The 12,989-nt window shown below is 30.7% G+C and carries 10 protein-coding genes; all 10 read right to left on the bottom strand.

Translation table 11 applies throughout. The annotated features are described in order from the left end of the window. Positions 1-138: 138 nt before the first annotated feature. The 10 genes from pyk to Q3223_RS18845 all read right to left on the bottom strand — a co-directional run bounded on the left by pyk (position 139) and on the right by Q3223_RS18845 (position 12,983). Complete coding sequence (pyk, locus tag Q3223_RS18890) at positions 139-1,899, bottom strand: pyruvate kinase (protein ID WP_054271840.1); 1,761 nt, start codon at positions 1,897-1,899, stop codon at positions 139-141. Between the two features lie 51 nt (positions 1,900-1,950). Next, entirely contained in the window at positions 1,951-2,910 is a 960-nt protein-coding gene (gene pfkA / locus Q3223_RS18885) for a 6-phosphofructokinase (protein WP_054271841.1), read from the bottom strand. 208 nt (positions 2,911-3,118) lie between these two features. Next, positions 3,119-6,688, bottom strand: coding sequence for a DNA polymerase III subunit alpha (locus Q3223_RS18880; protein WP_074179245.1), 3,570 nt, complete (start codon positions 6,686-6,688; stop codon positions 3,119-3,121). Between the two features lie 153 nt (positions 6,689-6,841). Beyond that, the gene (gene whiA, locus Q3223_RS18875) at positions 6,842-7,792 is read right to left on the bottom strand and encodes a DNA-binding protein WhiA (RefSeq protein WP_054271843.1); all 951 of its coding nucleotides are present in this window, start codon (positions 7,790-7,792) and stop codon (positions 6,842-6,844) included. Positions 7,793-7,808: 16 nt separating this feature from the next. Beyond that, on the bottom strand, positions 7,809-8,234 hold the full coding sequence (locus Q3223_RS18870; protein WP_003416968.1) for an NUDIX hydrolase: 426 nt from the start codon (positions 8,232-8,234) through the stop codon (positions 7,809-7,811). A gap of 68 nt (positions 8,235-8,302) precedes the next feature. Continuing rightward, positions 8,303-9,409, bottom strand: coding sequence for a gluconeogenesis factor YvcK family protein (yvcK, locus tag Q3223_RS18865; RefSeq protein ID WP_176702492.1), 1,107 nt, complete (start codon positions 9,407-9,409; stop codon positions 8,303-8,305). 11 nt (positions 9,410-9,420) lie between these two features. Next, positions 9,421-10,278, bottom strand: a complete 858-nt coding sequence (gene rapZ / locus Q3223_RS18860; RefSeq protein ID WP_054271845.1) for an RNase adapter RapZ — start codon at positions 10,276-10,278, stop codon at positions 9,421-9,423. A gap of 27 nt (positions 10,279-10,305) precedes the next feature. Next, positions 10,306-11,022 (bottom strand): PHP domain-containing protein, encoded by a 717-nt coding sequence (locus Q3223_RS18855; RefSeq protein ID WP_054275752.1) that lies wholly within the window; start codon positions 11,020-11,022, stop codon positions 10,306-10,308. Positions 11,023-11,025: 3 nt separating this feature from the next. Beyond that, positions 11,026-11,940: a UDP-N-acetylmuramate dehydrogenase gene (gene murB / locus Q3223_RS18850; protein ID WP_074179242.1), complete on the bottom strand. Its 915-nt coding sequence runs from the start codon at positions 11,938-11,940 to the stop codon at positions 11,026-11,028. A gap of 272 nt (positions 11,941-12,212) precedes the next feature. Continuing rightward, positions 12,213-12,983 carry a formate/nitrite transporter family protein gene (locus tag Q3223_RS18845; RefSeq protein WP_284182439.1) on the bottom strand — a complete coding sequence of 257 codons (771 nt, stop codon included), beginning with the start codon at positions 12,981-12,983 and terminating at the stop codon, positions 12,213-12,215. Positions 12,984-12,989 lie beyond the last annotated feature (6 nt).

Below are 12,989 nucleotides of genomic sequence, written 5' to 3'. Positions count from 1 at the left end.
TTACAAACTTTTTGCTTTAAATTTATATTAAAATATTGCTATTAACTAAACTATATTTTTTACTAAGCTACAATATTTTATTTTACCAAAAAAAAAGGAGCTTATAAAGCCCCTTGATAAATAAATTTATTATTTTTCCTATAAAACTCTAGTTGAACCTCTATATACCACACCTCTTGATGCATCCACAGTTACAACATCTCCATCTTTTACTAGATTTGTTATATCTGTAGCAGACACGATAACTGGTATATCTAAGTTTATACCTACAATAGCTGTATGTGATGTCATTCCACCATTTTCCGTTACTACAGCTCCTGCTTTCTCTATATAATTGTTCATTTCAGCATCAGTAGTAGTAGAAACAAGTATGTCTCCTTCATTGAAATCTATACAAGTCTCACCATTCTTTACTATACGAACTTTACCTTCAACTGTTTGATTACCTACACCTATACCTTGAACAATTTCTTCACTTATTACATGTACCTTTATTAAGTTAGTAGTTCCGCTTACTCCTACTGGTACTCCAGCAGTTATAACTACTAATTCTCCATTATCTATATAATCTGCTTGTCTAGCTGCTTCTATTGCTTTTTCTATAACTTCATCTGTATTTCCTGCAACAGAAGATTTAACTGGATAAACTCCCCATGTAAGAGCTAATTTATTCATAGTCTTTTCATTATTTGTAGTGGCTATTATTGGAGATTTTGGTCTAAACTTAGATACCATTCTAGCAGTGTATCCTGAAGAAGTAGATGTTATTATAGCTGATGCATTTAAATCTACTGCTGTTGTACAAGTTGCATGACTTATTGCATCTGTTACAGTAACATTGTTAGTACCATTTTCCTTTAGTAATCTATCATAATCTAAAGTTTCTTCTGTTCTTTTTGCTATTGTAGCCATCATTTTTACTGCTTCTACAGGATATTTTCCAGCAGCAGTTTCTCCAGATAACATTATCGCATCTGTTCCATCATATATAGCATTAGCAACATCTGTAACTTCTGCTCTTGTTGGTCTTGGATTTCTTATCATAGAATCAAGCATTTGAGTCGCAGTTACAACTGGTTTTGCTAATTCATTACATTTTTTTATCATCATTTTTTGAACTATTGGCATCTCTTCAGTAGGTATCTCAACACCTAAGTCACCTCTAGCTACCATTATACCATCAGAAACCTTTAATATTTCGTCTAGGTTCTCTACACCTTCTTGGTTTTCTATCTTAGATATTATTTGTATATCGGTTGCATTATTATTCTCTAGTATTTCTCTTATCGCTAGTACATCAGATGCCTTTCTTACAAAAGAAGCTGCTATATAATCTATACCTTGACTTATCCCAAACTCTATATCGCTTATATCTTTAGGAGTTATTGCTGGTAAATTTATCTTAACACCAGGTACATTTACTCCTTTATGATTTTTAACTATTCCCGAGTTTTCAACAATACAAACTATATCTTCCCCATTTATTTCTTTTACTCTTAAACCAACTAGACCATCATCTATTAATATAGAATCTCCTGCTTTAACGTCTTCAGCAAGTCCTTTATAGCTTACTGTACACATTTCTTTAGTTCCCATAACGTCTTTCATAGTTATAGTAAACTTTTGTCCTTCTTCTAAAAGTACCTCTGGGTCTTCAAAATTACCTGTTCTAATTTCTGGACCTTTAGTGTCTAATAATATAGCAACTGGCTTATTTAATTTTTCTCTAACTTTTTTCGCCATATCTATTCTTTCCTTATGCTCTTCATGTGAACCATGAGAAAAGTTAAATCTACACACATTTAGACCATTTTGCATAAGTTGAGTTAAAACTTCTTCACTTTGTGATGCTGGACCTAGTGTACAAACAATTTTTGTCTTCTTTACATTATTTAACATATTTGCTCCTCCTGAGATATTATTCCACAGATTTATTTTTAATACTAAAACTTATATAGATAATATTTTTGCCATCTCATAAGCTTCTTTATCAAATACTTTCTTTTGAGCTAAAGCTTCACTTATTTCTAAATCAATTATCTTATTTTCTTTTATTCCTACAACTCTAGCTGATTTTCCATCTAGTAATAATTCTACTGCTCTTACACCAAGTCTACTTGCTAGTATTCTATCAAATACAGTTGGGCTTCCTCCTCTTTGGACATGACCCAATACAGTTACTCTTAAATCTGCTCCTGACTCTTTTTTAAGTTCTTTTTCTAAATCGCTAGCACTTCCGACTCCTTCTGCTAGAACGATTATACTATGTCTCTTACCTCTTTTTTGAGTAGTCTTTAGTCTTAAAGCGACTTCATCCACTTTAATTTCTACTTCTGGTACTATTATAGTTTCAGCTCCCCCTGCAAGACCTGCATATAGAGCTAAGTCTCCACAGTGTCTTCCCATTACTTCAACTATATTAACTCTTTCATGAGAAGATGATGTATCTCTTATCTTACCTATAGCATCTATAATAGTATTCATTGCAGTATCAAATCCTATAGTATAATCTGTATATGCTAAATCATTGTCTATAGTTCCTGGTATACCTATAGCTGGAAATCCTAAGTCACTAAGTTTTTGAGCTCCTGTAAATGAGCCATCTCCACCAATTACAACTAAACAATCAATTTTATACTTTTTAAGAATTTTTACTGCTTTTAGTCTACCTTCTTCTGTTTTAAATTCTTCACATCTAGAAGATTTTAATATAGTTCCTCCTCTGTGTATGATATCTCCAACAGAAGATAAGTTCATTTCAGTTAAATCTTCCTCTAGTAATCCCTTATATCCTCTATTGATTCCATATACTTTGCATCCATAATATATTGCTGACCTTACAACCGCTCTAATCGCAGCATTCATTCCTGGAGCATCTCCTCCACTTGTTAGTAATCCTATAGTTTTCATTTTTTACCTCCTTGGATTTTATGTCAATTTTTTATTATAATCATTGTTATTGTATGTTAATGGACTTTTTTTGTCCCTATATCATTTTTCAATCCCATCAAGACTAAAAAAATTAAATGTCCTTAAATGTCCATTTTGTGATATTATATCACAAAACGGACAATATTTTTCATATTATTATAATATATTTAGATTTTTATCCAAAAAACTAAGCTTTTATTTTTATGTTATCTTTAGGAAGTAACTTTTCTAAGTTATTTATAAATTCATCACATATACAGGTCAATACTCCTGTCATTTTATACGCTTTACGCTTACCATTTATATTTTCATCCATAGGATATAGGTATATACTATCATTGCCTGGATGTTGTTTAGCTATTTCTACAATATTATTGGTTGTATCTGTGTCAGACATACTATCTATTTTCAAATACAATTTTTTACCACTTTCTGGTTTAATATTTTGTATACTTTTAGTTCTTCCTGAATTGTAGTTTCTAGTTGCAAAATCAGTGCTATCGTCTATATCTTTTATTTCTCTAGCTATAAGTTTTGCATTTTCGCCTTCTTTTATACTTAATGTTCCTTTTACATAGATTATATTATCTTCATTTAAAATGACATTGTATTTTTGTAACAATTGAGGAAAAACTACTATTTCTATAGCACCATACAAATCTTCTAATTCAATAAATGCCATAATTTCATTTCTCTTTGTAGTTTTTATAGTTTTATTCACAATCATTCCGCCCATTATGGCATCTGTTTCATTCATTTGTATATATGCTTCTTCGTCCTCTTTTAATGAATTTAATTTTCCATTATCTATAGATGTCTTTTCTTGCAACTCTTTTTCAAATTGTGATAAAGGATGTCCACTTACATACATTCCCAGCACTTCCTTTTCAAGGTTAAGTTTCTCTCTTTCCTCATACTCTTGCCTTTTAGGTAAACTATATATTTGTTGAAAATCATTATCTTCTTCACTATCTCCAAAAGCATCAAATAGAGAAATTTGACCTTGAACATTTTTCTTTCTATCCATAGATACACTTTCTAATAAGCTTTCATAACCAACCATTAAGCTAGCTCTATTTTCACTTATATTATCAAAAGCTCCACATTTTATTAGACTTTCTATTACTCTTTTATTTGTATCTTTTTGGTCTAATCTTTTAACTAAATCTACTAAATCTACAAATAATCCATTAGATTCTCTTTCATCAATTATGTTGTTTATTATGTTTACACCAACATTCTTTACAGCAGCTAGGCCAAACCTTATATTATTCCCTTCAACTGAAAACTTTGAAAAACTTTTATTTATATCTGGAGGTAATACATCTATTTCTAATGCTTTACATTCTCTTATATACTCAACTACCTTGTCAGTATTTCCCATAACACTTGTTATTAATGCTGCCATAAATTCAACTGGATAATATGTTTTTAGATAAGCTGTCTCATATGCTAAAACTCCATATGCTGCTGCATGTGATTTATTAAATGCATAACGAGCAAAGTCTATCATATCATCAAATATTTTATTAGCTATTTCTTCTTCTACACCATTTCTTATGCAGCCTGCAATTTCTATGTTACCATCCTCATCAAACTTACCATGAATAAAATACTGTCTTTCTTCTTCCATTACATCCATCTTTTTCTTACTCATGGCTCTTCTAACTAAGTCACTTCGACCATAACTATAACCGCCCAAATCTCTAACAACCTGCATAACTTGCTCTTGATACACCAAACAACCATAGGTTACTTCCATTATAGGCTTTAGTTTTTCATGTAGATATGTTACATCTTTTGGATTACTTTTATTTTTTATATATGCAGGTATAGAGTCCATTGGACCTGGTCTAAATAGAGATATTCCCGCTACAATATCTTCAAAGTTGTCTGGTCTTAGTTGCTTAATAAAGCTTCTCATACCAGCACTCTCCAACTGGAATACTCCTAATGTATTTCCAGATGAAAGCATCTCATATACCTTTGGGTCATCATAATCCATCTTTGAAAAGTCTATTTTTTCTGTATAATTTTTTATAACTCTATTTTTTTCTATTAGGTCAAGAGTATCTCTTATAACTGTCAGCGTTCTTAATCCAAGAAAGTCCATCTTTAAAAGACCAAGTTCTTCAAGTGTCGTCATAGTAAATTGTGTTGTTATTGCATCTTGATGTTTATATAAAGGCACATACTCATCCACAGGATTTTTTGATATAACTACTCCTGCTGCATGAGTAGAAGCATGTCTTAGCATTCCTTCTATCTGTTTAGATATATTTATTATCTCTTTTGTTTCAGGGTCTTGGTCATACAATTCTTTAAGATTAGGATTTGTATCTAGAGCTTTATCTATTGTCATTCCTAAAGCAAAAGGAATTTCTTTAGCTATCTTGTCAACTTTATTGTAGCCTATATCTAACACTCTTCCAACATCTCTTATTGCAGCTTTTGCACCCATTGTCCCAAAAGTTATTATTTGTGCGACATGGTCATCACCATATTTTCTCTTTACATAATCTATAACTTCTTCTCTTCTCTCATAACAAAAGTCTATATCTATATCTGGCATAGATATACGTTCTGGATTTAAAAAACGTTCAAACAAGAGAGAATATTTTATTGGGTCTATATCAGTTATCTTAAGTGTATAAGCCACGATTGAGCCTGCTGCACTCCCTCTACCTGGACCTACTATAATATTATTTTCTTTAGAGAAATTTATGAAATCCCATACAATTAAGAAGTACTCCACATAACCCATTTTTTCAATTACATCTAATTCATAATTTAACCTCTCTAATACCTCATCACTAGGACTATCATATCTCTCTTTTAGTCCATTAAAACATAGCTCCCTTAAGTAAGTTTCTGGTGTATATCCTTTTGGAACATCATACTTAGGAAGATGTATAGTATTAAAATCAAACTCTACATTACACATGTCAGCTATTTTCGTAGTGTTGTCAATAGCTTCTAATGCATATGGAAATAGTTCTTCCATTTCTTCTCTTGATTTCAAATAAAACTCATCACTACCAAATCTCATTCTATTTGGGTCATTTAATGTTTTTCCCATTTGAATACACATAAGTACATCGTGTATCTTTGAATCTTCCTTATTTACATAGTGAACATCATTAGTTGCAACCAGTGGAATACCAGTCTCTTTTGATAACTTCACTAGTCCAGAATTTACTTCTTTTTGCTCAGGCAAATTATGGTCTTGAATCTCCAAAAAGAAATTTTCTTCTCCAAATATATCTCTGTAATCAATAGCAAATTGTTTTGCCTTATCATAATTTCTATTCATTAAAGCACGTGCTACATCTCCTGCAAGACATGCAGAAAGTGCTATAATCCCTTTATTGTGTCTTTTAAGTTCTTCCATGTCAACTCTAGGCTTATAATAAAAGCCTTCTACATATGAAGTTGAAACTATTTTTATTAAATTTTTATAACCTTCTATATTTTTAGCTAATAGAACTAAATGTCCTTGATATTTATCATAGTTTGGGTCTTTATCTCTAAGCCCACGTGCAGCTGTGTAAACTTCACACCCTATAATTGGCTTTATTCCTTCTTCTATAGCTGTTTTGTAGAAATCTATAACACCAAACATACAACCATGGTCAGTGATAGCTATTGAGCTCATATTTAACTCCTTAGCTCTTTTTATAAGTTTTTTCACCCTCGAAAATCCATCAAGTAAACTATACTCAGTATGTACATGAAGATGAGCAAAATCTTTGTTCATTAAATCACCTCCTGTTTTATAAATTTAATTTTACCACAAATATATGTCTTAAAACAAAAACAGAGACTTTTATCTCAAAATAGGGATTAACTTCAACATATCCCATTATATGTTAAAAATTAATACTTATCCTGAGATTGTCCCCTCATTTTATTACAACGATTTTTTTCTCAAATCTGTCGCGATTTCCTCTATTTTTCTAAGTCTATGATTTACACCAGATTTTCCTATTGGTGGCTCTAACATCTCTCCAAGTTCTTTGAGAGTCATGTCCTCATACTCAATTCTAATCTTAGCTATTTCTTGTAGATTTTCTGGCAAACTGCTAATTCCTATAGTTTCTTGTATGAACTTAATATTTTCCACTTGTCTTACTGCTGCATTTACTGTTTTAGAAAGGTTAGCTGTCTCACAATTTACTATCCTGTTTACATTATTTCTCATTTCTTTTACTATTTTAGTATTTTGGAGACTTAAAAGAGCGTGGTGTCCTCCTATAATACTCAGCAAATCAGATATTTGCTCACTTTCTTTAATATAAACAACATGATTATTTTTTCTAGCCACAATTTTACTATTAAAACCTAAAGAGTTTATAAGTTCTTTTAAAGAATCTGCAAACTCCTCATTGTTAGTCACAAATTCCATATGATAGTTCTTTTCTGGGTCACTTATAGAACCTCCGCCAAGAAAAGCACCTCTTATGAAAGCTCTTTTACACCCTTCGTGTTTAATTAAGTTATCTGGGATTTTGTTTATAGTAAAAAATCCTTCTTTATCTTCAAGTATACCTAATTTTTTTAATAATATTTCTGAACCCATTTCACTCGTTACCATTAATACATAACTGTTATTTCTCTTCAACATTTGATTCTTATTTACAGAGATTGTAGTATTAATATTAAAATTCTTTTTTAATAACTTAAATACTTTTCGGGCTATCGAATTTAATTCAGTTGTTATCTTTAGATTTAGCTTTTTATATCCAACGATTTGTATACTTCCCCCTGATTTGACTAAAGCTGATAATTCAGCTATATTACAACATTCATTCTCAGATACAATTCTCGCTAGTTCATTTTTGGTTTCAGTTGAAAAAGACATCTCTATCACCTATTAACTAATTTTTCTTTAACCTTTTTTTTATTTCTTGTAAAGCAACCTTTATTATCTCCTTTTCATCATCGTACCTAGCTAGGTCTACTACTCTATCTAGATGGATAAATTTGGCATCAATAAAGCCTTCCTCTTTTTGTGGAATAGTATCCATATTCTTTGCTTGCATCAAATACCAAAAAACTGTTTTATGAACTGCTCTGTTTTCATCCCAGTTTTCTTTGAATGTATAATGTATTTCACCTAAATATTTCAATATATCTGCCTTTACTCCAGTTTCTTCACTTACTTCACGTAATGCTGCCTCTTGGTTATTTTCCCCTTCTTCTACTTTTCCTTTGGGTAGCACCCAATCTCCATTGAACTTCCTTAGTAAAAGAATCGTATTGCCAAACAGGACTACACCACCAGCACTAACCTCTTCTCTCATCGATGTTCACTCCTTAAAACTAACATAATGATAAGGATTTCTACACAATTTTTTAAAATCCTTTTTTACTAACTTTTGTTGTAATTATGATTTAGGGCTAACTCAATAACTATGTTAGATATATACTTTGCATCATGTCTTATATAATTATTTTTTATTTCAATTAAATTCTTTTCTACAGTTCTTATACCCATATCTTTTAATTTATCTTTTTGCTTTTTATCTAGCAAAACTTGTTCTGCTCCATCTTGCCTATATAAGTTGAGCATTTCCTCAGGTAATATCTCATTATTTGCTATTACATAATCTATCAAATTTTCATCAGTATGCTTTACTATAGCCTCAACATGTTCTAATACATTATAACCTTCTGTCTCGCCTGGTTGAGTCATTATATTTGATATATATACTTTTGGAGCTAAAGACGATTTAATGGCATCTACAATCCCATCTACAAGCAAATTTGGTATTATACTTGTATATAGGCTTCCAGGACCCATGATTATAATATCAGCATCATAAATGGAAGCAATAACATCCTTTAATGGTTTTACATCTTTTGGACTTAAGAAAATTTTGTCAATAGAGCTTTTCTGACTTTTTGACTCTTCAGGTATGCTAGATTCTCCATTTATTATGTTGCCATTCTCCAATTTCGCAACCAAGTTTACATCTTCTAAAGTTACTGGCAAAACTCTTCCTGTTATAGCAAAAATCTCACTTAATTTATACACAGCTTTTTCAAAGTTTCCATATAATCCATTCATAGCAGCTAAAAATAGATTTCCAAAACTCTGACCTTTCAAAAGTCCTTCTGTAAACCTATATTGCATGACTTCATTCATTGTTGGTTCTATATTTGCAAGTGCTAATAGACAGTTTCTTATATCTCCTGGTGGTAGCATCCCTAAGTCTTCTCTCAGTACACCTGAACCTCCACCATCATCAGCAACAGTAACAATCGCAGTTATATTCTGTGTAGTATGTTTAAGACCTCTTAAAAATACTGACTGACCAGTACCTCCACCTATCACAACCACATTTGGGTCTCTATTTTCAACAATAGACCTTTGAAATAATTTTACTTTTTCATTCTTTGCTTTCTTATATATAAATAACGATACAATTAATGCAATCCAACCTAAAATTCCTACAATAATAAGTAATTTAGCCATGTTTGCCTCCATTATCGTAACATAGAGTCTCTGTGTTTCTTTACAACCCTATATCCTTTATTAGATAAATCCTCCGCTATAAGATTTGTTATAGTAACTGACCTATGTCTTCCACCTGTACATCCAACACCAATTACTAAATGTTGTTTTCCTTCCTCTATATATTGAGGCACTAAAAAATGAATCATATCTAAAAGTTTTATATAAAATTCTTCACTTATTTTAGAATTCATAACATAGTCTCTAACTTCTTTATCATCACCCGTTTTAGACCTTAATTCCTCAATATAATAGGGATTTGGAAGAAATCTTACATCGAACACTAAATCTGCATCAGCAAGTATACCATGTTTAAATCCAAAAGATACTACAGATATTGTTAAGTTTGGATTATCTTCACCAGAAGAATATATTTTCTTTATTTCTTCTTTAAGGTCTTTTGGCTTCATATTAGTTGTATCAATTATACAAGTGGATAATTCCTTTAAAGGCTCCATTATTTTTCTTTCCATTTTTATACCTTCTGGAATCTGCATATCTTTTGCCAATGGATGATTTCTTCTTGTCATTTTATATCTTTTTAACAATACATCATCATTACAATCCAAATATACCATTTCATATTCATAATTTTCTTTTTCCAAGTAATTTAAGCTTTCATGAAGAGCTTCAAAAAACTTTCTTCCTCTTATATCTATACCTAGAGCAACTTTATCAATACTTGAATTCGGCTGATAACATAATTCTGCAAATTTAGTTATCAAAGCAGGAGGTAGATTATCTACACAATAAAATCCCATATCCTCTAAAGCTCTCATTGTCTCACTTTTTCCAGATCCTGAAAGACCTGTAACTATAACAAATTTCATTGCTAACTCCTCCCTTTTATCTTATGTTTATTCTATTATAATGTTTTCTACTAATGATACATCTAGATTAGAATCAAATATAGTCTTTATAGCCAGTTCAAAGTCACCAACTCTTTGTGGACAATGTGCATCTGAGCCTATTACAAATGTATTTTTTAACTCTTTTATCTTGTTTAACTGATTTACATTTAAAAAAGAATGGCTACTATTTATTTCAAGTCTAGTATCTGTCTTTTTTGCTATCTTTGCTACTTCTTCTATATAAACATCGCCTTTATCTCCAGGATGAGTAATTATAAAAATATCATTATTACTCATTGCATTTATTACAGCTTTTGTATTATATTCTTTTGCTTTTTCAGTTTTGAATACATAATTATTACAATGATTTAATAGACTTTTGAATGATGTTGGAGTAGAACCAAAATGATATCCAGCCATAATATAATCAAATTCTTTAATAAATTTATCTTCCATATCTATATTGCCTTTATCATCTAATATGTTACATTCCATACCCAAGAGTATATTTATATCACCATATTTATCATTCAAATAGTTTACTTCTTCTCTCATTTTAAGAATATCTTTTTTCTTTACACCATATGCAATATGCTTATAACTATGGTCTGATATCCCTATTGTCTTTATTCCTTTAGAAATGGCCACCTTTACATTGTCTTCAATAGTCCCTTTTCCATGACTATATAATGTATGTGTATGATAATCAGCCAGTATTTTCATCAGTTAATCCTCTCCAAGTATTTTGACTTCTTCTTCCAACATAACCCCAAACTTGGCATATACAGCACTTTTTATAACATATATTAAATCTAAGATATCTTTAGCATTTGCTTCTCCTCTATTAACTACAAATCCGCAATGCTTCTCAGACACTTGTGCTCCTCTCAAAGTAAGACCTCTTAATCCAGTTTCTTCTATTAATTTACCTGCAAAATATCCTGTTGGTCTTTTAAATGTACTTCCTGCACTAGCAAAATTTAATGGTTGTTTAGTTATTCTTCTTGTTGCCAAATCGTCCATTAAACTTTTTATTTCATCATAATTGCCTTTTTGCAATTCTAATTCTGCGGATAAAGCTATATAGCCATTTTTTGATATTATGCTTTTTCTATACCCAAATTCCATCTGTTCATTTGATAGTTCAAATATATTTCCTTCCATATCCATCAATTTTACTGACTTTACTATATCCTTCATTTCACCACCATATGCTCCAGCATTCATGGCTAATGCTCCTCCCAATGTTCCAGGTATTCCTGATGCAAATTCAAATCCTTTTAATTCCTGCTTTTGAAGAGCTTTACCTAAAACTGATAATAAAACTCCTGACTGAGCAATCATCCTAGTATCATTTACCTCATAAGAATTGAAATTATCTGCCAATTCTATTACAACGCCTCTTATTCCACCATCTTTAATTAAAATATTTGAGCCATTTCCAATTATTAAATATGGAATTGATTCCTTTTTCACCAAAAGAAGTACATTTTTTAATTGCTCTTCTGTTCTAGGTCTAACCAATATATCTGCTGGTCCTCCTACTCTAAATGAAATATGCTTTTTCATAGGTTCATCAACCTTTATATCATCTTTACTTAATATATTTAATAAATTTTCATATATATCTTGATTATTCATTGTATTTCCTCCCAAATTATACTGAACTTTAGCTGTCATTCTTATTTAAATTACATTAATATATAGTATTAACTATATTCAATAATATATGATTTTGCTTATCATATGGATTTTATATTTTTAGTTTCTTAATTACAAACTATATTCAATAAATATATAATAAATTAAAAAAAAAAAAATAACAACATATAAAAGAATATAAATAATTTAAAAAAAGCATCAATATCACTGATATCAATGCTTTAAAAGGCAATTTAATTCGTATTATTTATCTAACTATTTTTAACATAGCAAAGATAATAAATTCCTCCAACTATTATGGAGCCTCCAACGATATTTCCAAGTGTTACAAATACTAAATTAGTTATGAATTGAACCATAGTTATATTTGCTCCTAATACCATCCCCATTGGTATAAAAAACATGTTTGCAACGCTATGTTGGAATCCACATAACACAAATAACATTATTACTGTCCAGCATGAACCTAACTTTGAAATTACATCTTGTGACGCTGTAGCCATCCATACAGCTAAAACTACTAGAACATTACAAAGTATTCCTTTTAAAAACATGGAAACCATAGTTGAATTAACTTTAGCTTCTGCCACAGCTATAGCTTTTGTAGCTACATCCCCTGTCAATGTAGAAGAATAAAATAAAATTGCTACTAACAAAACTGAACCTACTAAATTTGCAAAATAAACCAGTCCCCAGTTTCTTAACATTTTTCCTAATGTTATTTTTTTGTCCATAAGTGGAATAAGCATTAAAGTATTTCCAGTGAATAACTCTGCTCCTGCTACCACTACAAGCATAAGACCTACTGGAAATATCATAGCACTTAAAAAACTAGCTACCCCTGGGTCTATCTTAGAAAAAGTCTGACTAACTATCATACTTCCCAATGCCCCTAACCCTATAAATGCTCCTCCAAATAAACCTAATAAAATTGCATTTTGTGTTGAAATATTCGCTTTTTTGATGCCAGCACTTATTGTTGCTTGTGCTGTTTCCCCAGGTGTCAAGAATCCTTTACTCATAAATCC

The sequence above is a fragment of the Clostridioides sp. GD02367 genome, from assembly GCF_045900275.1.
Classification (GTDB): Bacteria; Bacillota; Clostridia; order Peptostreptococcales; family Peptostreptococcaceae; genus Clostridioides; species Clostridioides difficile_A.
Note: the sequence above shows the minus strand (reverse complement) of the source record. Positions and strands in the feature narration are given on the sequence as shown.

Coding starts and splice junctions, on each gene's coding strand:
- pyk (WP_054271840.1), bottom strand. CDS start 1,899: ATGTTAAATAATGTAAAGAAGACAAAAATTGTTTGTACACTAGGTCCA.
- Q3223_RS18845 (WP_284182439.1), bottom strand. CDS start 12,983: ATGAGTAAAGGATTCTTGACACCTGGGGAAACAGCACAAGCAACAATA.
- Q3223_RS18870 (WP_003416968.1), bottom strand. CDS start 8,234: ATGAGAGAAGAGGTTAGTGCTGGTGGTGTAGTCCTGTTTGGCAATACG.
- Q3223_RS18855 (WP_054275752.1), bottom strand. CDS start 11,022: ATGAAAATACTGGCTGATTATCATACACATACATTATATAGTCATGGA.
- murB (WP_074179242.1), bottom strand. CDS start 11,940: ATGAATAATCAAGATATATATGAAAATTTATTAAATATATTAAGTAAA.
- whiA (WP_054271843.1), bottom strand. CDS start 7,792: ATGTCTTTTTCAACTGAAACCAAAAATGAACTAGCGAGAATTGTATCT.
- Q3223_RS18880 (WP_074179245.1), bottom strand. CDS start 6,688: ATGAACAAAGATTTTGCTCATCTTCATGTACATACTGAGTATAGTTTA.
- pfkA (WP_054271841.1), bottom strand. CDS start 2,910: ATGAAAACTATAGGATTACTAACAAGTGGAGGAGATGCTCCAGGAATG.
- rapZ (WP_054271845.1), bottom strand. CDS start 10,278: ATGAAATTTGTTATAGTTACAGGTCTTTCAGGATCTGGAAAAAGTGAG.
- yvcK (WP_176702492.1), bottom strand. CDS start 9,409: ATGGCTAAATTACTTATTATTGTAGGAATTTTAGGTTGGATTGCATTA.